The organism is Bacteroidota bacterium, assembly GCA_040388375.1.
Taxonomy (GTDB): domain Bacteria; phylum Bacteroidota; class Bacteroidia; order UKL13-3; family UKL13-3; genus JAAFJM01.
On the sequence record JAZKBU010000017.1, the window covers coordinates 1 to 23,407 of the forward strand.

General features: G+C 33.0%; 35 protein-coding genes. 2 read left to right on the forward strand and 33 right to left on the reverse strand.

From position 1 onward, the window contains the following. Positions 1–236: 236 nt before the first annotated feature. The 32 genes from V4538_16140 to V4538_16295 form a co-directional block, all read right to left on the reverse strand. Positions 237–686, reverse strand: a complete 450-nt coding sequence (locus V4538_16140) for a hypothetical protein (protein MES2382579.1) — start codon at positions 684–686, stop codon at positions 237–239. Then, positions 683–1,537 carry a PD-(D/E)XK nuclease-like domain-containing protein gene (locus V4538_16145; protein ID MES2382580.1) on the reverse strand — a complete coding sequence of 285 codons (855 nt, stop codon included), beginning with the start codon at positions 1,535–1,537 and terminating at the stop codon, positions 683–685. Before V4538_16145 ends, V4538_16140 begins: the two co-directional genes overlap by 4 nt. After that, the gene (locus tag V4538_16150; protein MES2382581.1) at positions 1,538–2,254 is read right to left on the reverse strand and encodes a hypothetical protein; all 717 of its coding nucleotides are present in this window, start codon (positions 2,252–2,254) and stop codon (positions 1,538–1,540) included. It lies immediately after the preceding gene. 1 nt (position 2,255) lies between these two features. Continuing rightward, positions 2,256–2,435 (reverse strand): hypothetical protein, encoded by a 180-nt coding sequence (locus tag V4538_16155; GenBank protein ID MES2382582.1) that lies wholly within the window; start codon positions 2,433–2,435, stop codon positions 2,256–2,258. 36 nt (positions 2,436–2,471) lie between these two features. Next, positions 2,472–2,795 carry a hypothetical protein gene (locus tag V4538_16160; GenBank protein ID MES2382583.1) on the reverse strand — a complete coding sequence of 108 codons (324 nt, stop codon included), beginning with the start codon at positions 2,793–2,795 and terminating at the stop codon, positions 2,472–2,474. After that, the gene (locus V4538_16165) at positions 2,792–3,058 is read right to left on the reverse strand and encodes a hypothetical protein (GenBank protein ID MES2382584.1); all 267 of its coding nucleotides are present in this window, start codon (positions 3,056–3,058) and stop codon (positions 2,792–2,794) included. The genes V4538_16160 and V4538_16165 overlap by 4 nt, the downstream gene beginning before the upstream one ends. Positions 3,059–3,065: 7 nt before the next feature. Further along, positions 3,066–3,233 (reverse strand): hypothetical protein, encoded by a 168-nt coding sequence (locus V4538_16170; protein MES2382585.1) that lies wholly within the window; start codon positions 3,231–3,233, stop codon positions 3,066–3,068. Further along, entirely contained in the window at positions 3,233–4,504 is a 1,272-nt protein-coding gene (locus V4538_16175) for a hypothetical protein (GenBank protein ID MES2382586.1), read from the reverse strand. Before V4538_16175 ends, V4538_16170 begins: the two co-directional genes overlap by 1 nt. A gap of 20 nt (positions 4,505–4,524) precedes the next feature. After that, positions 4,525–5,391, reverse strand: coding sequence for a hypothetical protein (locus V4538_16180; protein ID MES2382587.1), 867 nt, complete (start codon positions 5,389–5,391; stop codon positions 4,525–4,527). A 16-nt stretch (positions 5,392–5,407) separates the two neighbouring features. Beyond that, positions 5,408–5,557, reverse strand: a complete 150-nt coding sequence (locus V4538_16185) for a hypothetical protein (protein MES2382588.1) — start codon at positions 5,555–5,557, stop codon at positions 5,408–5,410. Between the two features lie 407 nt (positions 5,558–5,964). After that, entirely contained in the window at positions 5,965–6,333 is a 369-nt protein-coding gene (locus V4538_16190; protein ID MES2382589.1) for a hypothetical protein, read from the reverse strand. A gap of 88 nt (positions 6,334–6,421) precedes the next feature. Further along, on the reverse strand, positions 6,422–6,679 hold the full coding sequence (locus V4538_16195; GenBank protein MES2382590.1) for a hypothetical protein: 258 nt from the start codon (positions 6,677–6,679) through the stop codon (positions 6,422–6,424). An 11-nt stretch (positions 6,680–6,690) separates the two neighbouring features. Next, complete coding sequence (locus V4538_16200) at positions 6,691–7,173, reverse strand: CHAP domain-containing protein (GenBank protein MES2382591.1); 483 nt, start codon at positions 7,171–7,173, stop codon at positions 6,691–6,693. Further along, entirely contained in the window at positions 7,170–7,502 is a 333-nt protein-coding gene (locus V4538_16205; protein ID MES2382592.1) for a hypothetical protein, read from the reverse strand. Before V4538_16205 ends, V4538_16200 begins: the two co-directional genes overlap by 4 nt. A 5-nt stretch (positions 7,503–7,507) precedes the next feature. Next, positions 7,508–7,846 (reverse strand): hypothetical protein, encoded by a 339-nt coding sequence (locus V4538_16210; GenBank protein ID MES2382593.1) that lies wholly within the window; start codon positions 7,844–7,846, stop codon positions 7,508–7,510. Further along, the gene (locus V4538_16215; GenBank protein ID MES2382594.1) at positions 7,843–8,331 is read right to left on the reverse strand and encodes a hypothetical protein; all 489 of its coding nucleotides are present in this window, start codon (positions 8,329–8,331) and stop codon (positions 7,843–7,845) included. The genes V4538_16210 and V4538_16215 overlap by 4 nt, the downstream gene beginning before the upstream one ends. A 23-nt stretch (positions 8,332–8,354) precedes the next feature. Beyond that, positions 8,355–8,927, reverse strand: coding sequence for a hypothetical protein (locus V4538_16220; protein MES2382595.1), 573 nt, complete (start codon positions 8,925–8,927; stop codon positions 8,355–8,357). A gap of 5 nt (positions 8,928–8,932) precedes the next feature. Further along, entirely contained in the window at positions 8,933–11,053 is a 2,121-nt protein-coding gene (locus V4538_16225) for a hypothetical protein (GenBank protein ID MES2382596.1), read from the reverse strand. Positions 11,054–11,063: 10 nt separating this feature from the next. Beyond that, positions 11,064–11,396, reverse strand: coding sequence for a hypothetical protein (locus tag V4538_16230; GenBank protein MES2382597.1), 333 nt, complete (start codon positions 11,394–11,396; stop codon positions 11,064–11,066). 1 nt (position 11,397) lies between these two features. After that, positions 11,398–11,715 carry a hypothetical protein gene (locus V4538_16235; protein MES2382598.1) on the reverse strand — a complete coding sequence of 106 codons (318 nt, stop codon included), beginning with the start codon at positions 11,713–11,715 and terminating at the stop codon, positions 11,398–11,400. A 1-nt stretch (position 11,716) separates the two neighbouring features. Beyond that, a complete protein-coding gene (locus V4538_16240) occupies positions 11,717–12,259 on the reverse strand; it encodes a hypothetical protein (protein MES2382599.1) in 543 nt (180 codons plus the stop codon). Beyond that, positions 12,259–13,437 (reverse strand): hypothetical protein, encoded by a 1,179-nt coding sequence (locus V4538_16245; GenBank protein ID MES2382600.1) that lies wholly within the window; start codon positions 13,435–13,437, stop codon positions 12,259–12,261. Before V4538_16245 ends, V4538_16240 begins: the two co-directional genes overlap by 1 nt. Next, complete coding sequence (locus V4538_16250; GenBank protein MES2382601.1) at positions 13,438–14,046, reverse strand: DUF6046 domain-containing protein; 609 nt, start codon at positions 14,044–14,046, stop codon at positions 13,438–13,440. It lies immediately after the preceding gene. Continuing rightward, positions 14,047–15,675, reverse strand: a complete 1,629-nt coding sequence (locus V4538_16255; GenBank protein ID MES2382602.1) for a tape measure protein — start codon at positions 15,673–15,675, stop codon at positions 14,047–14,049. A 205-nt stretch (positions 15,676–15,880) separates the two neighbouring features. Further along, the gene (locus V4538_16260) at positions 15,881–16,285 is read right to left on the reverse strand and encodes a hypothetical protein (protein ID MES2382603.1); all 405 of its coding nucleotides are present in this window, start codon (positions 16,283–16,285) and stop codon (positions 15,881–15,883) included. Between the two features lie 3 nt (positions 16,286–16,288). Beyond that, a complete protein-coding gene (locus tag V4538_16265) occupies positions 16,289–16,702 on the reverse strand; it encodes a hypothetical protein (GenBank protein ID MES2382604.1) in 414 nt (137 codons plus the stop codon). A 6-nt stretch (positions 16,703–16,708) separates the two neighbouring features. Further along, positions 16,709–18,232 carry a DUF2586 family protein gene (locus tag V4538_16270; protein ID MES2382605.1) on the reverse strand — a complete coding sequence of 508 codons (1,524 nt, stop codon included), beginning with the start codon at positions 18,230–18,232 and terminating at the stop codon, positions 16,709–16,711. Next, positions 18,225–18,428 carry a hypothetical protein gene (locus tag V4538_16275; protein MES2382606.1) on the reverse strand — a complete coding sequence of 68 codons (204 nt, stop codon included), beginning with the start codon at positions 18,426–18,428 and terminating at the stop codon, positions 18,225–18,227. The genes V4538_16270 and V4538_16275 overlap by 8 nt, the downstream gene beginning before the upstream one ends. Further along, positions 18,428–18,616, reverse strand: coding sequence for a hypothetical protein (locus V4538_16280; protein ID MES2382607.1), 189 nt, complete (start codon positions 18,614–18,616; stop codon positions 18,428–18,430). Before V4538_16280 ends, V4538_16275 begins: the two co-directional genes overlap by 1 nt. 20 nt (positions 18,617–18,636) lie before the next feature. Beyond that, complete coding sequence (locus V4538_16285) at positions 18,637–19,587, reverse strand: hypothetical protein (GenBank protein ID MES2382608.1); 951 nt, start codon at positions 19,585–19,587, stop codon at positions 18,637–18,639. A 54-nt stretch (positions 19,588–19,641) separates the two neighbouring features. Next, positions 19,642–20,769 (reverse strand): hypothetical protein, encoded by a 1,128-nt coding sequence (locus V4538_16290; protein ID MES2382609.1) that lies wholly within the window; start codon positions 20,767–20,769, stop codon positions 19,642–19,644. Positions 20,770–20,796: 27 nt separating this feature from the next. Next, positions 20,797–21,927 (reverse strand): Clp protease ClpP, encoded by a 1,131-nt coding sequence (locus tag V4538_16295; GenBank protein MES2382610.1) that lies wholly within the window; start codon positions 21,925–21,927, stop codon positions 20,797–20,799. Between the two features lie 137 nt (positions 21,928–22,064). Here V4538_16295 and V4538_16300 point away from each other — a divergent pair, with 137 nt between their 5' ends. Next, positions 22,065–22,295 carry a hypothetical protein gene (locus V4538_16300; GenBank protein MES2382611.1) on the forward strand — a complete coding sequence of 77 codons (231 nt, stop codon included), beginning with the start codon at positions 22,065–22,067 and terminating at the stop codon, positions 22,293–22,295. Continuing rightward, a complete protein-coding gene (locus V4538_16305; protein MES2382612.1) occupies positions 22,292–22,669 on the forward strand; it encodes a site-2 protease family protein in 378 nt (125 codons plus the stop codon). The genes V4538_16300 and V4538_16305 overlap by 4 nt, the downstream gene beginning before the upstream one ends. Here V4538_16305 and V4538_16310 read toward each other — a convergent pair. Further along, on the reverse strand, positions 22,664–23,401 hold the full coding sequence (locus V4538_16310) for a hypothetical protein (protein ID MES2382613.1): 738 nt from the start codon (positions 23,399–23,401) through the stop codon (positions 22,664–22,666). The genes V4538_16305 and V4538_16310 overlap by 6 nt on opposite strands. Positions 23,402–23,407 lie beyond the last annotated feature (6 nt).

Sequence of the window (23,407 nt, forward strand, 5' to 3'; positions counted from 1 at the left end):
CTAGGCAACTAAACCTAACAATAACTAAGCAACATGGCTCAGTTCAGTATTTCATAGTGCGGTTTAGTTTTTCAAAGTCGCCACGTCGCTTAGTATTGTTCGTTAGGCACAACAATAAATTAGCGACAAGTGGCTGTTGTTTCCGCTATAAGGTAAGTTTAATGCACATTTAAACGTCCCTGCGATTCTATTACCTGCTGTGCTGCTGACTAGCCACCTGCGCCAAATATTGTTCGTTAAAAATCTAATTCCAAATTTTCATTTGGAAGTGGTATTTTCCATTCCCAATCAAGCTCAAATTTTTGTCTTAATTTTTCCATTCGCTCCTCAAATTCTCCAACCGTTTTAGTTTTTGAGCTTCCGGGACGGTTTATTAATTCTCCAGTTCTTTCGTTTATAGATGTAGTGTGCCAAATGTTTGATTTGTTCCAATCATGCATTTCGTCTTTATCCCAAATCTCCCCCAATCGTTCATGAAAACAGTCTATTTGCTCCTGAATAACACAACCCCAATAATAACGATTTTGCCTGTGGCTGCGCGTATTTTTAACAACCTCAATAACTATATGAAGCCTTTTACCTATATTTTTTAAAAGGAAATCAACAATTGTTGATGTAGTGTTTTTTTGAAGTTTGCCACCATCCTTACAATCTGAGTAAATTTCAAGTTTACATTTTGAAGTCATTTATTTAATTTGTTTTTGGCCCATCCCGGTAAATCCAGTTGATGATAGCCAGTTGCAGAATGAAACTCATAACCTTGATGCCATAAATTGTTTTCCTCGCAAAATTTTATTTGTTGTAACAGATCATTAAACTGCTGTTTACCTAATGCGATAAAATCTTTGTCTGCCTTATAAACAGATATGTTATAAGGAGGTAATGTTTCTACAACAAGAAAAAAGAAATCTGGGAACTTTCCGAATAAAGTTTCTTCAGCATCTAAATAGGAACCAACTTGTAAATGATAACCAAAATTAAAAGCAGCCTTTGTAAAACCTTCAGGACTTCCATCATTAGAGCTTTTTAAATCCATTATAAAAGAGTCGGCTGTCGCATCTTTATAGCCAATTAAAGGCAATCCAGTTGCTCTGTGGCTCCAAGAAACCTTATCCTGTGTTCTTGTAATTCTAGAAAGTAGTTCCTTCGCTTTTGGATTTTCAAATGTTTTGTTTGCAAGGAATTTAGCAAGCTCTGCATCTTCTGAATTTATCCATGTTTTACCCCTGTTTTCTTCTGCCCATTCTGTAAATTTTTGAACTTGAATAATAGTTTCGGGACTTGGTTTTTTTGCGTTTAATTGCGAAGATGTCGGTTTTTTAATATCATCCGGCATAATAGCAAATTTTCTATCATATTCATCTGGAGTTAGAATTAAAATATCAATTATTTGGCCGAATACCATTGATGCCGTTGGCTCAAATTTTGTTAATCTATATTCAACATAATGCTGAGGTGACTTTTGAAACGCTTTTAATGATGAATAAGAAAGTGGTCTTTTATCGAATTCTGGTTTAAAATCAGTGGTGTATCTCATTTAATTAGTTTTAGGAGTTAATTTTTTTCGAATAGTTTCAATTGCTGATCTGAACGCCATATTTTTATTTAGATTTTTATCGGATGATGTTAATTGCCATATGTATTTATCCAAACCTTCAATATCTGTAATTAGATCTAAACTTTCTTGAATAATAGGATCTAACTTAACTTCTGGATACATTATATTTTGATCTGGATTAAAATTAATTGTATCGCGCCGATTCAAATTGCCTCCAAACATATTTCCAAAATGATCGCAAGCATCCTTTATTGCCGCTGTTTTTGCCTTTGGAAATGCCATAGAAATAGCGCCATTATTTATGTTGGCCAAATCAGCGGCAGACATACCGGCGCGGGTTTGTAATTGTTCGGCTCCAATTCCATCATGATAATCCATTTCGCCAGTTGCTGGATTGAAATAATGAATCCTGACAGTTACCCACACTCCATTGAATGATGTACCTTGGTCTGTTATTTCAATTTGATATTTTTTAAATATCTTGCGAAGTAAGTACTCAATCTTATCAATTGGCAAATATTTATAAGGGACTTTTTGCCCGTTTACTTCCTGCTTTATATACGGATGTTCTTTTATCCATCTAGCAGGTGGATCTTGGCTTAACAGGAAGTTTAACTGTTCTACTTTTGTTACTTGCTCAATCTTTTCTTCTAAAATTTCAGCAATAGTTGGTAATCTATATGTTTGTAATTCCATATTATTTTTTTATAATTTGTTTTACGATTATCATTTGTGTTTCTGTAAATTTACCTGTAGTCAAAAGTTCATCAAGCCAAACGCGGGAAATTCCTATTTTTTCAGCAACAAATTTTTTCTTTAAGCCTTTATTTTTAATAGCTCTTTCAAGCTTTATCCCATAATGTATTGTTTTTCCCATTTTTTAGTTAATTATAAATTTCAGCAAATATACACTTTACATATGTGTAAACAACAAACGATGTAATGTTTTTTCAACAAATTCACCCTTTGAATTTGAAAATATTAAATCATCATATTTTTCAGCAGGACATCGACATTCTTTATAATGATCCGTAGATGTGATATGTTTAATGGTTATGTAAATACGATTAAACCATTCGGTGTTTTCATTACTCATATCATGCAACTTATCAAAATATTTTGAATCCTCAATGTTTTTTGAAAGCACTTTACCGGCATGAAGTATTTCAGATATTTTTGAAATGCCAGTTAATTTTTCCGCGTTTTTAACAGCTTCTTCAAATTGTTCTTCGCTCATGATTGATATTTTTCTAAAATTTTTATTGAATGGGAAACCTGTTCTATTTTCAAATAAACAGTTAATTTTGCTATTCGCATTTCTTCATCTTTGCCAGTTTTAGGATCTTTCATCGTTTCATAAGCTTTTATCATTTCAGACAATTTTCCCCTTAAAACAATAATCGAATAGTTAACATCAATATCAAACCTATAAATAGGAATGACAATTTCTTTATGAATGTTTTTGTAATTCCTGCGAGATTTATTGATATTTTTTTTCATACAATTATTACAAACTCTCCTTTGCAAAGTCTATTAATGATTCAATATCTAACTCTAGATTAATATTATCGGTATGTTTTACAAGTCTCCTTAATTCATTTTTATTTTGTAAAACATCCCACATACTAACCTTTTTGCCTTCTTTTAAATCCAATATAATTTGTTCGCTAGTCATTAAATCAATATTTGTTTTTTTTCTAAAATTTGTTTTGCAAATAAATCGATGAAATGTTGTTGAAAAGATCGGCTGCAATCCTCGTACCCTGATAAAAAATGTTCATTTTCCTCAATAATTGCTGTTATTATATCGAATTGTGATTTTCTCTTTAATTCTGTACTAAACATTATTAACTTTTCATCAATATTTATTTTTGCCATAACATTCGCACTTCCAAAAATACCGGTTATCCATTTCAATTCAGGATTAATTTCATAACCACAACTCTCAAGCATTGAGATAGCAATGTTTATTTTATGCTCAAAATCTTTATCAATAACTTCATGAAATGAATTTACTTTATCGGCACGTCTTACTGCGCTTATATGTGGATGAGCTGAAGATAGTTTCTTAAACAAAGAAGTTGGAACAATTATTAATTCGGATTCGTCAATTTCAACTCCTCTACTTTTAAACGCTTCAAAATCATCTTTTGCTATTACCTTAGCATTTCCTATTGTATCAGACCATTCTTTGTTAAAACTACCACTCCAATCATAATCCATATCATACTCAAAAGTACCTTCTTTTAAACTTGAAAGAAAAAGCTCAACACAATTTTTATCAAGAGCTTTAATTATTTTACCAAGATCATTTTCTAAATAACCTTTATATTCTCTAAGTTCGTTAATTTCTGCGCCCTTTATATCATAAGAAAACACTCCTTTGTAATCAGATTTCCTTTCTATAAGAACACCATTTTTATAGATACAAAGTGTCTGTTTTGCCGGGTAAATTGCGAAATCATCAGTTTCAAAAATGGCAGAAGATGTAATAAAATAATTGCCCCAATCATCAACAACTTCTTTTATTTTTCCTGTATTTTGAATAAAAAATGTTGTAGTATTCGTCTGTCCACCGACAGACGAAGTTGTTTCTTTAAAAGCATTTCCTTCATCCAAAGCATTACACCATATTTCCCTGCATATCATCCAAGGTTCCCAATCTAAACCCATAGTAGATGTAATACTTGTTCTTTCATTATTTATGTAGAGAATTTCAAATTCTGTATTTTGAATGTTTTCTTTTTTAACATCTATTTTTATTTCCTCTTCTCCAACGAAGATTTTAAAGTCAATATTATTTCGAACTAAAAATGCTAATGAATATTTTAAACCGGTACCGAATTTCCCAATTTTTATTTTATTGTTTTGTTTTGTAGATCCACCCATTAAACTTATAAGTCTAACATCGAGTTCTCCGCTGTTTTGAATTTTTAAATATTCCATATCCTTTTATTTGTTTTAAATTAAAAATTCCTTTTTACAAAACTTCCTGAAGCAAATGATTCAGCTTCAAATTCAAAAAAGTTTTTGTAATAATAATGGTTTCTGCCAAGAGCTAAGTCGTTTAACCCATAAGCGGCCCCGAAATATGGAAGATCCATATAAATATATTTGAATGGCCCAGTTTTATCTATATATTTGTTATAATCTCCGAATACAATATTATTTATATTTAAATAATCTCTATACTGAAGCATATGTATAAATTCGTGGGATAATGCTTCTGACCTTGCAGAAGGTTTTACTCCATTTGAAACGGTAATAGATGAAACTAAATTAGTAGAAAATGCCGTTGTTTTATTAGTTGTTGTAAAACATGGAGTTAGTGTATATAGGGTATTTTCAAAATTAAAAGAATTACCTTTTGTAAACGCAGTAACTGCTAAAGCCCCTATTCCAAAAGGTAATGCATATGGTTTTATTTTTCTTGTTTTTGTATTGGTTTCTAATCTAACAAGCCCGAACAAATCCACATTATAATATTCTAAAAATTTAGAACTTCTGGAAGTATTATAAACAATCGACGTACCTAATGCATCGGTAAATTGCATTGTCCACGCTAAATAATTTATTTCATTGGTAAACATATAACCAGCTCCCATTTTTGTCCCGGCTATAACAGCTCCTCCTATTGCGCCGTTTCTAAATCCGTGTAAAAATGCTTTTGAGTGAGTTACATGTCTTGGGTTTGTAATTAATTCACTAACCCCTCCTATTGCGCCATTGATAGCAACATTATAAAATAATAATTGCCCTCTTTGATCTGAGTAAGATTGCGCTGTTACGCTTAAGCTAAATAATGATAGTAGTACAATTGCCGTTGTTTTCATTGTTTTTGTTTTTAGATTAATTATTTAACTTTTTTACACTTTCAAAAAATTCATTTACACCTTTTAGTTTTTCATTAAGATCTTTTTTGCTAATTCTTATAAATTGTGCCCCTACTGCGAAATTACGAAGTGATTGCGCTGCTCTTTTGTAATCTGCTGTTTTCATGTTAGTTTAATTTTTTAGATAAATAAAATGATACTTCAGAATCTATTAACTTGCCAAAAGGTTTTAATCCATTACAAATCGCATTAAATGTATTTGATGGGCGTATTTTTCGTTTTACTTGTTTAATATTTCCCATGATTATTTACTTTTTATTGTTAAATTTATTGTCCAGCATTATAAGTGCCACAATTAACGATATAGCTCCTAGGAATATTATTCCTGATACTATTTGGGTGATTGATTCCTCTGTTAGCATGTTTGATTTTTTTAGTGAGTATTAATTTGATGAGACAAAACTACAAATTATTTTAATTACTTTACGTTTTTGTAAATAAAGTTATTAACAATAAGCAATAAAAAAGCCTGTTTTTATTCAAAACAGGCTTTAATAAACGAATTTACTTCGTTTAAATCTTGTAAAATTTACCTAAAATAAAACCGAATATAATTAACAAACTAAAGAAAAAGTATATAATTAATGGTTTTTCATACCAAGGATGAACTATAATAGTTTTAGTTTCAGGCTGTATGGTATTTTTTTTAGTAGTAGTTTTTTCGGCCCTTAAAAACGTTACAGTATCTTTATAAGCACCTTCTTTGCATGTTACCTTTGCCACACCTTTATAAATGTCTATAACAGCGCTTTTATCCCCCTTTTTTTGTTCTTGATGATATGTGTAAGATGTATCAATTAATATATCTGAAAAATTGTAGTATTCACTTTTAGGCTCTTGCCATTTATATACAGTATCTATGACTAATGACTGAATAATCATTACGCTATCAGTAATGATAGGTGGGAATTTCTGATCGCAACGATTCTGAGTTACGCAGGAACTTATAATTAAACATAAAATAATTGATTTAATTACTCGCATTTGTGGCTTCTTTCTTTAAAAATTTATCATCAGAATTTGTGAGGAAGTTTTTTAATAGATACATTCCAGCCGTACCTATTGCGGCTAATCCTATACTTTTCCATTCTGCTACAGTTGTAGGAAATGCGCCGGCATCAACCGCTGTGTAAATTAATTTTGCACCGGCTACCATGCCAGCCATAATAGCTGCTTTCAAATAGTCTTTTGGAACTAATGAGTATAATGTTGCTTTTACTTCGTTCATGATTTTTTTATTTAATTATTAACCCTTATAAATCCTAAGCATGAGGATATTTTTCTAACTCTACGACATACTTCATAACCTTCTCGAGATCCTTCATCATTTGTATTTCCTTCGATTGTATGAATCTTATCACCTTCAATAGATTCAACAAAGCCTGTATGACCAAGACCTTTTCCAAAATCCATTATAAAAATATCTCCCGGCAATGGATCCGTAAATTTACATTTCGGCTGGCAAAATTGCGTTTCTATTTCTTTCCATTGCCTTATAACTCCGCCTGTTTTAACAAGGGGATTTCTTAGGCCAGCCGCTCCAGACATTGTAATTCTAATTTTTGATTCTTCAACACACCAATAAATAAATGCCATACACCAGCTAGCAGGAAAATCAATATCTACTGAGTGTAAATATTTTTTCACATGCTCCCCCCAATTACTTCCTCTTGGAATTTCTTCTTTTCCCAACTCTTTTATAGCTATTTCAATATGCTTCATTTGGTGTTTTCTTTAACTATCCTTACCATTCTTATATTCTCATCCATTTTATCTGAAAGCGATTTAAAACCTTCCTTCATATCAACCTTTAGTTCCTTCAAATTCTCTTTTAAATTAACTACGTTTTCTTTCATAACGGCTTTTTCTGCCTTGTCCGTTTCAATGTATCTTTCCAAAACCTCTATTCGTTTATCATCTTTTGGTAAAGAAAAATTACTATAAGCAAAACCTGTAAGAGTTGTTATAATACCAAAAATAGCAGTCCATAAAATACTCTTTTCCCAATGCTTGATTTCTTTTAACCAACTAAAAACACTTTTTTCTGCCATGATTATTATCTTAATAAATATTCGCGCATGCAATCCTTATACTTCCTGTAATTTTTCGCTCTCAAACAAATCAATTCGTTTATTTCATACAACTGTAATTTATTTTCAAGTGTTATAACTTTAAGCTCTAATCTCTGAAACTGGCATTTACTAACAACTGGAGAGCATTGAATTGAATCAAGTTTTTTAATTGCTTCTTTTGCTATGTTTTCCCAATTTTTATAAGCAGGACTAAATCCCGGATCTATATTAATAAGTTCTTTATTAGGGATAACGAAATTTTGCGCTGTAACAACGCATCCGGTAAACCAAACCAAAGTAAATATCATTAATAATTTTTTCATTTGATTAATTTAAATCCATTAGCAATACACCACTCCCGAACATCGTTAGGAGTGAAGTTTTCAGGACGAGAAACATTATATCCTAACACTTTTAAAAACGTCATTGTACCCTCACCACATACATATTTATTATCATGGCCGTACTTTTCCTTTACTGTCCTTCCAAATAACAATTTACGCCAAAAGCCTAACGCCAATAATTTAAAGCAATAATCAGAGCCAAACATTTCTGTTACTATTTCACAGTATTTAGCTTCGTCAATTTCAGGAGCTCTATACACTTCAAACTCATACCCAAATTCTAAAAACCACTTATCAAAACGCCGCGGGAAAAACCCCTCTTTTTGAGCATCAACAATACAAAGAATGCCATTGATATATTGAGCTTGTGCTGTATGTGACCAATTGCTTTGTGTTGCGGTCATAATGGCCGCAGATAGATCGCTTTTTCCTCTGCAAATAAATATATCTCCGTTTTTATACATTGTTTATTAATTAAAAAACATTGTCATTGTTTATTAAACCAGTCAGTACACATTACCTTAAGAGCATCCAACATTCCTCCGGATGCAGCATTTAATGTAGAACTATGCATCTCTACGCCGTTGATAGTTATTTTGCCTGTATTAAAAGGCGCGAAGGAGCTTTCTAAATTATTTCCTGTAGAACTATTCACAAGTGTAAAGAAATTAGCGGCTAATGTTGCATCGGCACCTGTTAAATCCGATACTCTTAATGTTTTAGGATCATAGTGTTCTCCATAAATTGTGAATACTCCCTTTGTAGGATCTGGATGACCTAACAATGTTACTCCGGTTGTTAAGAATGAAACTGAATAAACCTTGGCTACTATTTTAGCAACAGTATCAACCCGGCTTTTTATTAGTAAATTAAACGCATTAAATGTAATGGAATCGGCACCGTGAAATGTATTGTTTGGTAATGTCAAATCCTTGACATTACCAAGATTATCGGTGTAATTTACAACAGTATTTACTTGGCCGACAAGAGCTGAGTTTTTAGTTTGAGAAAATGCCGTTACGGATAATAAAACAGCGAATAATAATGTTATCTTTTTCATGTTTTTTAATATTTTAGGTTTCCTTGTAAATCCTGTGCGTTGGCATTGCCTTGAGTTATTGTAGCTGTTACAGGAAGTGTTGCCCCTGTAAATAAACATTTATTATATTCTAAAGTTATTGAACCGCCGTTTATACAGTTAGCCGAAGCATTGGTTACTGCTATATCAGCATTATTTATTATCATAGAAGCTTGAGCGATTACGCCATGTCCGCCAGAATTGTTCCATGTGCATTTTATTGTTGGCTTTTGCAATAAAGAACAGCCGCTTATTGTAAATGCTCCAGATGAAATGTAGCTTCCTCCAACTATGTTGCAACCACCCCCTCCAATTACCGCTGTACCAACAGTGTTCACCGTACAGTTTTGCAAGGTGCAATTTGCTGCCCCATTAAACCACCCGTTAATGCCTGCTGTTGTGCTTATAGCTGTACAGTTAATCGCTGTAGCTCCGTTTGTTTGTGCGTCAAAACACGAAAAAGCGGTATTATAAGCCGTCGTATTAATGCAAAGTCCGCTATACAGCACCCCTCTTCCTGTACTACTAGGAACCAAGCAATCTTTTATTAATGAGGTCGTTGTAGATGTATTTATTCCATAAAATCCTGTCGCTGTAACACCTTGTACTATCCCTGTTGCGTCTACGCCATAACTAACCCCGCCAGACGCTCCGTTATAAGTCCCGTTATATATATTGCCAACAAATGCCGCACTTCCACCGCTTGCGCTTGCTGTTATTGTGAGTCCGCTTGTATAAGTTGTACCAGAGTTTGTAAATGCGTACCCGGTATAATTTGTGGTAATAATAGTCCCATTATACATATAGCAAGTTGGCGCTGTCGCTGAATCTGTGAATGGGCTTCCACCTGTTCCTGTATATGTGTATCTTGTACCTTGCAAGTTAATAGTAACCCCATTCTTTAATTTGATTATCGCTGTGCTTTCCGTAATATTTGCAAACACAAAAATAGTCTGACCGCTTGATGCCGCCGTTATAGCTGAACGTAATGTTGAATAGTATGTCGGCACTCCTGACGTGTTATAGATAGCACATATTCCCGTAGCAACACCTGTTGAAGATACTGTAAATGTTGGATAAGTCCCTGCTACAGAAACGCCAGTACCGCTACCTATTGTTACAGTTTGATTCGGCGCAGAATTTGTAACAGTATAAGAAGGCGCTGTGCCGGATACTGTTATTCCGCTTCCTGCGGTAATACTTGTTGTTGCTGCTGATGTTGCAACTAAAGCAACTCCGCTTGCTCTTGAATATCCATACCCCTTAACTTTATTACCCCCTAAATGTACAATAGTCATAACATCGCCTGCTGCCGTAGTTATATTTGAACTACCTTGCAATGTAAACGTTGCGCTATTGTTTAACGTTAATGTGTTTGTAAAAATTAATTTAACGGTTGTTCCTGTGTTATTTGGGTAAACATTTGCTATTATAACACTATCAATATTTGTCGTTCCTGTTACGCTATATGTATTCGCACCATTGTCAGCCGATAATGACAATGTTGATGCTGACGCTACTGTTAGCATATTGTCGCTCCACATGCCATCAATACCGCCTCGTCCTATTAATTTTGTTGCTGTACTAAAAACGTTGCTCCCTACAAATGTCGCATTACCTCCTGAAACACTCCCTAATCCTGTTATATTAGGACTTCCTGAGTTAGCGCCTATCTTAATGTAATTGTGTAACAAATAAAAGATAGTCGGAACAGAATCCTTGTTTATATCTAAAAATGATAACGAAGACGTGTAAGCCATTCTTGGACTTACCGATAGAGCATTTTGTTTGTTCCAAAAGGTTGTAAAATCAGTCGCACTTAAATAACCATCAACAAATAATGTTGATTTTGGCATATCAAAAACTCCTAATGAATAAGTTAATGGTGCTGTTGCAGAAAGTGAATATGTTGGAAGGGTTGGGAAATAAACTGATTTAAAGTCTGAAATACTTATTTTTTTTGTAGATCCCGGAGTGCCGGCAACATCATCTTTTAAAATAAAATCACCAGAAGAACCGGTTGTTGTTGTTGGTAAGTCTTTAACCTTTATTTGAGCTGTTAGTAAAAAAGGTATTAATATAAATGCAAAAGCAAATTTATTTTTCATTTTATTTATTTTAGTCGACTATGATAAAAAGGCCATCATCGGTTTGTAGGTTAATTCCATCATCGGTTTGCAATCCTGTTTCTGAAATAACTGATGAAACAATATTTAAAGTATTTATTTTTTTCTTTTGCTGAATCAAATTAAAAAATCCAATGTCAGAAATCAATATTGGGTTAAAATTAATTTTTTTACCGCTCAAATTAATGTCATTGGGGCCAATAATATTATTATCTTGCATTAATTTATAGAGATATTTAAAGTCTCCATAAGTCATTAAACATAAATCGTAAATACTTTGACCTTCAGTAGCTACTATAGAACTAGTCAATGTTGAATCTGCCATTTTAATTTCTTATTGCATTTGGTTGAATTAAAAATGTTCCATCTGGATTACTTATTATTTTCGGCCTTTCCATACTATAACCATCTGATTTTAATTGAAGTCTAATCTCTCTCTCTAACTGTTGTTGCAATCCGGATGATTTTACATAATAAACAATACCAACACCTACCAAAGGAAACTGTTTGTACCACCCAACATTTGAATTGATAATATCTTTTATATGTTGTTTATCCGAAAAATCAATTTTTAAATCTCCGGTTAGCGGATCAATATATAAATCTCCATCCGAATCAATTTTTAAATCTTTTGCTGCTGCCATTTTAATTACCTTGTTGAATAAGTGTATTTTCTATATCATCCCTCTCAGTAGGGATAATTGCCGTTACATTAAATGCTGAAAAATAAGCAGCTAATGTTGCATTTGTTACAGGTGTTCCCGGTGATGATGTTCCGGCTGCTATTATAGCAGAAACTACACCTTTAATTGCATTAACATGAGCCTCCAAAACATTTAATTTAGTTACTAATGGTATAACTTTAACCATCCCACCAAGACTACCATCCATAAATATTATTTTTGAAATGTCTGAAAACATTGAAACATAAGCAACGCCCCGTTTAGTCTTTATAATAGTAACAGTAGAGCCAATTTTAGGTATAATTTTAAATCCATCGTTACTCTCAGATGCAAGTCTAACCTCTGGAACATTCGTTGTAGCATTACTACCAATCGCAGTAACATCACATGTAAAATTATCTTCATTAACAGAATCAACAGTACAATCAAACGAAGTAACTACGTCAACATTAAAAGTGCCTGCAAGTTGCTGAATAAGCTCTCTTATCATATCATTTTCTCCCATTATAAACCGGCATTAATTGTTGAATTATCAAATTGATCCAATTTTAAATGCAACATGATTTTTTGTTTAAATCCATTAGTTACATCAAATGTTTTTTCTACTCCCTTTATTAAATATCCTCCATTTCTTTCTGGTAAAATGGAATCTCTTAAAATAGCTTCGTCTCCATGTTTTACAGATGGTAATCCGAACGTAGTAAAATCGCCAGTATATCCGGTATAATAAAATTTACGAAGTTCCTGCTCTGCCAATGCTTTTAATTTGCTTTCAGTTTCAACGCCATAAAAATAAAGTGTTCTTATCTCTCCCTCTTTACGACCAACAAACGTTTCGAGTCTTTTGCGTTTGGTCTTTTTATTTCCACTTGAATTTGTACTTTCTAATTCCACTTTATTGATAGAATACGCTTTTGCACCAAGAACAATATCATCCGTTCGCTTGTACTCCAAATTATTACTAACAATGTTTTTTTGAAATACAAAATTATAACCAATTCGATCAGATGGGTAATAAACGATACCGGAACAACGTAATTCGTTGCCTCTAAAATAACAGTAAATTCTTGCTTCCTTTTTCAATCTATCAAGTACACTACCTATTGAATCCTCCATAGTCCTAAAATCCTCTATTTTAGTGCTTATGGTTTGGCTGGTAGCTGTTCCTGTTACTAATGTAATCCCTGCCGTTTCAGGAAACATATCTAACATTTCCCTAACCATTTTTTGAACATCGTATTCAGAGCTTTTATATACTTTATTCGGCAGTTTTTTTTGTTTTAAAACAAACATTTTATCTTCACATTCTATTTCAATAGGTATATTGCTTCCAATCTTTGAAATATAACCATCAAATTCCTCATTTATTTCTTTTACTTCAGAATTAAAAGCAGTAGGATAAATATAACCCAATTCAATTTTTATTTTATCGCCTCTTAAAATCAAAGGTGGCAAAGAAGATTGACCTGAAGTGTTTTTGCCATCCCAATTAACTTTTTGCCCTTGCGAATTAATAAAGTATATTTTTTTAGGAAATATTAATTTTGCCGTATCTGTTAAATTTTGCCAAGACGAATTAATTACACATGAATTAACAAAATTAAATGTATATGTCTCCGATCTATTGGGAAAAGCAATAGTTGGTATCTGTGTAATTGTAAATTTTGAAATTAAACGTAACATTTATTTTATAAATAATTCAATAGGTTCATCACTACTTGCTTGTATTTCTACCTGTTGATAATTATAACCGCCCTCCATTTGAGGCATAGCATATCTTTCAACAACTATATTATCAATTCCTAAATTTTGCAAATACCGGCTATTTACGGCCAAGGCATTAGGAGCGTCTAACGCCTTTTTTAAATCAGATATCTGTTGCAAAGGCATTACTCCATTACTCCCAATTATCAACAATTTTATATTTACATTATAATCTCCATCAGAAATATATTCTTTCACAGACCCTTTTCTCCCTTGAACAGTTGTTTTGACAATATTTTTAGTTTCATCTACTGTCAATATTACTGTGTCAAACCTTAAAAATGGCCATTCATGTATGGTGCCATTATCTTCAGTCCATTGGCCTTCCTGAATTTCAAAATTACAAAATACAGGAGTACCTAATGCGGATTTGTACATTACGGGATCCTTTTGAATTTCTGCCATTTGAGAATATGGATTCGATGAGGATTGAATTTTAGATCGACTTATCACAGCCGAAACCCCTGCTCCATATTGAGCAATCCGTACAGCTTCTAATCCGTAAACTTTTAAAATCAAATTCTCCATTTACACTCCAGCTATTATTTGAGAATCATTAACCGCTTCGATCAATGCTTTTACCATTTGTTCTTTCACAGATTGAGCGCCCTCAGAAACTGTATTTGTAGCTATTGTAAATTTTTCAATCAGCTTATCAATATTTATTGTTATTACTGTATGTTTAGGCGCTTTAGCAGTATCTACTCCGGCAGCTCCTTTCATATCTTTTATTGATCCAGCCGCGCTTCCAGTAGAAAATATATCTTTATCATAAAGGGAATTTCTTTTCGAACTTATAACATTTAAAACTCTTGTTGCAGCTCTTACTTTTTCCCAGCCTTCTGATTTATCTAAAAGATTAGTTTTCTTTAATATTTCTCTTGCCTCTTCAACCCCTTTTTTTGCAGCCACAAGTTCAGCATCGACCATAGTTTTTTCATAGTTCAATGCCGTCTCCTGCGCTTGTTTTTTTGATTGGCCCAATTTCTCATAAGATTGAGCCAATTCTTGCACATATTTTTTCTCATCATCAGCAGCTTTTTTTATGGAATTATTAAGACCGCTTTCATATTCTTCTTTTAATCGTTGATAATTCTGAATGAGTAAATATACACTAGCTGCCAAAGCTGCTATAGCCACTATTACAATTCCTATAGGATTAGCTGTCATTGCTATATTTAAAGCAACTTGTGCAGCTGTCCACCCTTCAGTTACCAATGTATTTGTAACTATTGCAGCTGTACTAAGTCCAGTATACCAAACATTTAATTTTATAACTCCTTGCCATATTTTATACGTAGCAATTGCGGCAGCTACTGCAATCGCCAATGTTTTAATAACGGTTATATTTTCTTTTATCCATTTAACAACCTCTTTCGCTTCTTGAATCACTTCTTGCATTCCTCCGATAAACCAATTAATAGATGGCTGTAAATCATTGAAAACAGTAACTGCCAATTGTTCTAGTAAATCTTTTGTATTAGACCATTGACCGCCTGTTGATTGAGCTAATTCAGAGGTAAGATTTGCAAATTTACCGCCGGCTCCACTCATATTTTCAAATGCCTTTTGAATTTCAGGAAATCCAACGCGACCATCTTCTATATATTTTTGTAAGGCATTACCAGTTTTACCGGTAACTTTTGCCAATTCTTCATATATTGGAATACCTCGATTTGCAAACTGTCGAATGTCTACAGTCATGGCTTTGCCCTGTGTTTTTATTGTTCCATATAAATAAGCAATCTCTCCTATTGGTTGACTTAATCCAGCAGATACATCTCCTAATTGTTTTAATGTTGGCACAATATTTTTTGCTTCAATTCCGTAGGCTAATAATTGTTTTCCTGCTGTTTGTACTTCGCTTTGTGAAAATGGCGTAGTAGAAGCGAATTTTACCATTTGAGCAACTAATTTATCAGCTTCCGACTTACTGCCAAGCATTGTTTTTAATGAAATATTTAACCCTTCCATATTAACACCGGCATCAAATATCCCTTTTGCCATTGCTGATATCCCAATAGTTGCGCCTATCTTCGCAATAGTGCTTTGCAAAGATGATACTTTACCTTCAAATTTATCAGTCGCATTACTCGCGTTGTTGATAGCATTTGTAAATAAATCTTTAAGAGAAATTACATATTCTGTTTTTTCCATTTTGTTAAATTAAAAAAGCGAGTTTTATGCTCGCTTAATTATTCAAATTTCATTTGTCCAGTTGTTGTTAAAACATATTTTAATTCGCCCCATAGTTTAAATAATTTATCTTCATCCATTTCTTCCGGGTCTTCATGGTAATAGAATCTAATGAATGAATTTATTTTTTTAAACTCGCTGGAATCAACTGTTATTTTATGCTTATCTATTTTTTTTTTAGTGTATTCAATAATAATTTAACATGCCCGGCTGCATCAATACAACCACCAAGAAATACATCATCATATTTTGAATCTAAAGACGAAAACGCTTCGTGACTTTCGTCTTTAAGTAAAGACGTTGCAAGTATGATCTCTCCAGCTAACGTTATACTTTCTTTTGAAGACATAATATCGAATGCTTCCATTTTTGCGGCTCTTGTCGGCTCTGAAATATAGCCAATGAATATATCCTTAGTAGATGGCCGTACAAAAAAAAGAGGGTAAACATTTTTTTTATGTAACGCCGAAAGATCAACAGCTTTTTTTTCTGCTAATTCTCGCGCTTCTATTATAGATTTTGTAAAAGCGATATCTTCATCTAACAATGGGTTTGCTATCTTTTTTTTCATATTTTATAAATGTTGAATACCGGCTATTATAATAGGTACAGTTATTTTTATAGAAGTATCTCCTTCGCTTACATCAAATGCATCCTCAAGAAATTCACACGATTGTAATATATCAGTTTGGGCCGTTACTCTGGATCCTCCAAATACAATTGGAATATCAAATGCCGGGATATCTAAAGGATCTTTTGTTGGAGACACATTAATAATACGTTGCCATTCATCTCGATAAAGTTCGATAGATGCTTCATATTCTGAACGACCAATTCCTCTAGATACAGGCTCTCCACCAGCTCCATAATTATTTGTTTTTTCCTTTTTTTTCTTGTATGAAATTTTTGTAATTCCTTTTACCGGAACCCCAAATAAAACAAGAGTTATATTAACCCACGCATAATTAATACCATTAACTAAAGCCATTTTTTATTATATTGAAAGTGAATAACCAATATTTATAACGATATTACGCGCAACTCCCACAGGTACAAGTGTAACAGTAATAACTAATTGCGAACTTGTTAATACATTCTGAACTGGATTTACAGTTACACTTTTAGCTGATAACTCTCCATCTCTTACCATTTGATCTAATGCAGCGTTACCTGACATTTGAAAATATGCAACCGATGTATCTTTTAATGTTCCGTCTGTATTTACAGTCAATGGAGCATTTAGATCGGGTAAATAATTTGTATACAATAAACGAATAGCTTTGTCGATAGTTCTATTGTTTTCTATGTATGCGTAATCCGATGTTTGAATTATACAATCATGAGAATCATTTAAAAAAGTACCTTCATACCCAACTTTTTTAATTGAAAATACATAACGATAACTATTCAATGTTGTTAATAAAGAAGTTGAACATGCTGAGAATAAAATTCCATTAGCAAAAGCAGGAACATTGTTTTCAGTGCCATTTGAAATGTTGAATTTAGAAATCCATGCGATATCCTCATTAACAGCAGCTAAAGCTTCACAACCCAATACGGCCCCTCCATTAGTTATAGATTTTCCACATGCTTTAAATAAAGCATACCCTAAATTATCTCCATCCTGTCCAATAACAAGAGTTATATTTTTAGAATTTAAAGTAGATAAATTAGCAAGAGTCGATAATGTTGCTGAAGCATAATCAAAAGCAATTAAAACACTAGATAGTGGTTTATGTGCTACAAATAAAGAAGTACAAACAGCTTGAGCAGCTTGAACCTTTCCGCTTGTATAAGTAGTGCCATCAGCATAAACAAATGCTTGACGTATTTCCCCATTTGCAAAATTTTGAATTGTGGTAAGATCGGTAAAGTCATAAGTAGAAGGTACTGCGTACATTCCAACATACAAAACACCTTTTGGTTGTATTCTGAAAAATTCAGAAATATGATAATGCCATGGTGCTTGTAAAGAAGCAACACCGGCAATCATTGGAGATGCACCAAATTGTACTATAGTACCAGCTATTGTTCCTACTATTGTAGCAACTACTGGAGTGCCTGAATTTAAGAATAAACCAAGTCCGGGACGTGCTGTTATTGTAACAGCTCCAGCGGTATTTGCAGCTGTATAACCATGCGTTAATGTATTAGCATTTATAAACAACACTAATGCATCAGCGAATAATGTAACAGTTGTGTAAGCTGCCGTTTTAAGGAACACGCCTAACGAAATATTTGATGAAGGTTCTACTATTACTAATTCTAAAGTATCTCCATCAGCTCCAACGTTTGTAACAGTATATTTTGCAGTTGCTTTCGTTTCGTCTGCATAAGTATCTAAAATACCTAAAGATTCAGCATCTTCAACTGAAAATATTTTCTTTATTCTATCGGTGCTAGAAAATCCACTTGGCAATGTTCCTGTATAGAATAACATTGTAGAAATAAAATCAGAACCCGGCAACGGGCGGCCCAAACCACCTTGACCTAAATTAAAATTAACATCGTTAAGCATTTTTATTTGGTTTTTTTACTTCAACCTTTTCAGGTTTTATATGAAAAAATTCTAAATTATTTTCTTTTGCATGCGCTTCTATCTTTTTAACGTCAGCATCATAAAAAATACTTCCATCGCTAGTTGCATGAATGTTGCTATACTTATAGCTATTCTTATTTTTACGAACTAACGATTTAGCTTCATCGAAGTTCATTATTTTTTAGCTTTAGGCTCTTTTACTTTAGGCTCTTTTACTTCTTCTTCGTCTCCTAAAACTTGTTCTCTTGTGTGTTCCTCAAAACCTTTAGTTTCATGGAACAACCATTCTCCATTTTCATTAATAAAAACAGATTTAGCTTTATTTTTTTTCATGGTCGAAACCATAGCTTTATTATATTCCATTGTATTTATAAATTAATGGTTTAATTAATACGTGTTAATGTCGCAGCCGTTGCACTGATAAAAGTCAATCTAAAAACTGCTACGCCTATTGTAGCACTATTAGCTAATGTTAATGTATTTGTAGAAGGGAATCCTGATGCAACAATATTTGTCCCTACAACTACTGTAGCTGTACCACCGCTTGCCGCATTTAACAAAACGAAATCGAAAGTTGTTCCGGCCCCAGCCCCCAGTTGAGTTCCCATTTGTGTTGCCGTTGGCAATGTTAATGTAACAGTTCCAGATGCAACAGTCAAAACGCCGCCGGCTAATTCAGAAGCCGTTACCGTTGCACTTGCTGTATATGATGTTGCTGTTCTTGTTATTACCGGAGCAACGTATGATGTTGCTCTTATAGTTCCAGTTATAGATATCCCTGTAGTTGCAAAATCAACAACTTTAGATCCTCCAATAGAAGCGCCGTAATTGTTCGCTCCTATTCTATAAAAACCATTATCAGTATCAGAAGAAAAACCAATTGAAGGGGATCCAACCGATCCATTTCCGGCTAAACCTGTTGTCATATCTTGACCGGATAACCTAGCCCATTTAACACCATCAAAAACGAATGTTAAAAAGTGTGTAGTGCTTGCAAGTACGGTGTCATTTTGAGCAGAAAAACCAGTTGCTAATGATACTATTCTATTTGTACCATCAGCGGTAAAAATAAGGTTCAATTTATCTGAAACGTGCGAATTTGTTACGTCTGCATTAAATGATAATGCACCGGTAAGAGTACCCATTTTAACAGTTGTTTCGTATTTTGTAGCAGTAATTGTATAACTTGCTGCATAAGATGGTGCTACATATCCATAAGTTAATACACGCCCGGTATTATCTTTGTTTGGAGTTGTGCCAAATCGAGGAGTTATAAATTGCGCAGATACTGTGATAGAAAGTCCGATAAGCGCTAAAGAGAATATTTTTTTCATTTTGTTTTTTTTGTTTAATAGTTAAAATATAGGGAGTTTTTACGCTCCCTTTTATTATGCTTTATAAAGAACAACTTCGTTACCCCAGCCAATTTGAACATCAGCTTTAACTAACATTTTGATGAAGAACAATTCAGAATTTGCTTGCAATCTTGAAAGTTGTAAACCTTCGTCGGCAATGCTATTCATACCTACCCATAGATTTGATTCAGGAGATGCCATACCTTTAGCAATCATATAACAATCATTAGGGAAATCAGCTATTTTGCAAACTCTTTTCCCTTTGAAAGTGTCTTTACCCATTTGAGTAATGTCGATTCCTTTATACGTTTGATTTACTTGAGATTGATCGTACAAGTCGTAAGTTGCGTAAGAAACGAATATTTTCATATTTGGATCATAACGTAAAGCTTCAGGTATTGCATCGTAACCTCTTAACAATTCTGCTTGGATATTTGCAACGGTTAAAGTAATAGGAGAACTAACATCTATTACATCAGCGTCAGCTGTTGCATTTTTTAAGAAACCATTCCAATATTTATAAATATTAGTAAGTGTCATGTCGTTATTCCAAAGTGCTTTATTGAAATACTTCATGTAACGTTTCATAACTTCTTGTACAACTACAGATTCAGCTGTTGCCGGTAATGCACGATCTAACAATGTTGGGCTTAATTGTGTTGCAAACCAATGATCCTCAAAATCTCTTGGATTAAATTCGGTATAAATCATAAAATCTTGTGGATCCAAAACTTTACCATCAACAGTAAATGAACCTTTACTTGTTGGAGTTGCTGCGCGATCTTGAATAAAATCTTCATAATTCGCGTCAAAACGTGGAATTGTGAATTTCTTTTTAATCCCGTCTTTAATATAAACGTGTCCTCCATTTACTGTGTCAGCTCCTGTAATTGCTTTTATTAAGAATTGAGACGCAACCTCTCCGGCATAAGTAGTATCATTAATAACAAAACCATCATCAAACGCATAGTTACCATATTCAGATTTAATTCCGGCCAAGCCTTTTAAAAATCCTAAAAAAAGCAATGAAGTAGCAACTTCAAGTGTAATATTTACTTGATGCCCAGCTACAAATGTGGCAATTGCTGACATTGAAATTGAAACAATTGCAATCATAACAATTGAAACAAACATTCTTAAAAATTTATTAGTTGTTTTCATTTATTTTTATTTTTGGATTTTTTTTATTTATTTACCTTCTGATTTATTTTGAATCCCAATCATAACAGCTCCCATTGTATATCTTGGAACTGGAGCGCCAGTATCATCTTTGTTGACTATGTTTGCACCTTTTTTATTTAAAGGCATTGAATCAATTAATTCTTTTGTGCCTTCAAAATCTTTAATTGCTTGCGCTTTTATTTTTAATATAGTTGCAGCATCGTTTTTTATTTTACCAACTTTTGCGGCGTTTTCAACAAGTAAAGTTGCGGCGTTTTCAAGTGCTGTCACTTTCTCTGCATCTTCTGTTTCTTTCAATTCAGCAGCTTTGTTTTCCAAATCGGTAACTTTATTTTGAACTTCTACTAAATTTGTATTAGCAGTTTCAAGTTCTTTTTTTAATTTTTCTTTTTCAAGTTCAGCAGTTGTTGCACGGTTTTCTATAGCATCAATTGCTGCAACCATAACATCTTCTGTGGAGTTTTCGTTAATTTTCAATTTGTTATATACTTTTTTCATCGTATTTTGAATTGGTGGATTTGTATTTAAAGAATTAAAATAATTTGCGTATTGTTTCCATGTTGCTTTTGGATCGGTAGATATCGCTCTTGGTTTATTCATGTCGCTGCTATGTTCAATAACATCACAAAAACCATTTTTAACACAAGCATCAGCATCCATCCATGTTGTATTGTTCATAAAATCGGATATACTTTCCTCTGTTGCTGTAGGATTTTTACGTCCTAACATTTTTACAAGTGAATTTTTAAACGATTCTAATTCAGGAGTTGATCCAGTTGCTCCAGGACTAAATGGGTTATGCATCATTAAAAGAGCGTAATCACTCATATATCTTGTTCTTCCAGCTTGAAACACTACACCAGCTGAACTTGCTGCCACACCTGTATTGAATGTATCGACTTTAGTTTTAGTAGCTAAAATGGCATTGTACATCTGCATTGCATCAACTACATTACCACCGGGAGAACATATAAAAACCTTAATCCTTTTTTTACCTAAAGTATCTAAATACATTAATTCTTCTTGAAACTGAGGCCCCATAATTCCGTCGCCATCTTCTTCATCATGTCCGATATGCTTATTTACAAGCATTACAGGTTCATCGGTATCTACATATTGGGTATATTTTAATTTCATTAATACAAATGTAAATTCAAAAAAATAATATCATCGTATTTGGGGCCAATTTGGGGCCAACAACTTTGTTTAAAACTTTTATTCTACCTTTGTAAATAGATTTAATTAGATGTTATATTTGTATAAAACCATAAAAAATGCAAGAACAAACCCACGCAAGAAGGATAAGAATTCCATTATATCCAAACAGATTGCATTATAAATTAACAACCGCCTACGCATTTAATACGTCACAAAGCAAACCGGAGGCATGGCTTGAGATAAACAAAAAGTTCTTTGAAGCTATGGATCCAAAAGAAAAAGAAAAGTTACTTCGTCTTTATGATACAATGACTGATAAAGAAAAACAAAATCCAAAAAAAATATGATTCTTAAAATTGTAGAAATACTTTATTTAAGTGTGTTTGCACATGAATTAGGTCATTTTATAGTTGCCAGATTACTTAATCTGAAAATAGTTTCAGTATCTATTTTTATGAGGCCATTTATTTGTATTTTCTTAAATGGGACACTTTATAAAATTGGTTTTATCCCCATTACTGGATATGTAAATGTTCCGGATATTTATACACAAAGTAAATGGAAGAAAATTATTTATTTCTCAGCCGGTATTATAATGAACACATCGTTACTGTTATTTAGTAACGATGTGTTTTTACAAACAATAAATTTGTATTTGATTTTATTTAATTTGCTTCCATTTAGAAAATCGGATGGAAGAAATATTTTAGAAGTGTTATAAATCAAAACTTGCTCCTGTTAGTGATACCCATCTAGCCGTTCCAGCCCCCGTTAATGATGAATGATAAATAGTGCCATTAGTGTTAATGGTTAGTATTCCTGCCCCTTTTACTAATTGTTCATCAAAAAACAATACGCCCCTTACAGTTTTAGTTGTTGTTGGCCTAAATCCTATTGGTAAGGTAAACGAAGTTGCACCATTACCCATTGATGTTCCTACATTTCCAGCAGGGCCAGATAAAAAAACAGTCCCACCTTCTCTTCTATAACTTGTACTTGAATCATTTGCTATCCAATCTGTATTAATATAAATAGCATCTAATAAATCAAATGTACCACTACCACTAACACCATCGCTTAATATTAGCCTTCTTACTTTATGTACATTTCTAGATATATTATCTGAAAAAACAAGTGGATCAGCAATAGAGTCGTTAGTAATAGTAATAGTAAAAATAGCAACATTGGCAAAAGCGGTTGTTGTTGTTTTTCCGGGACAATAATAAATTTCTTCATTCCATAAAATAAAACCAGCAGTATACTGATTTGTACCATATGGAACAATACCATTTAAAATATATGCTTTAGATATATCATAAGAATTTCCTATTAAAGATATTGCCAAACCTAAATGAATTTCTTTGTTGGCATCCTGTAGAAAATCTAAAGACTTTCCTGTAAATGGTTGTTGAATAGAAGGATCTAAAATATCAGTTGTTATAATTATTTTCATTTTGTT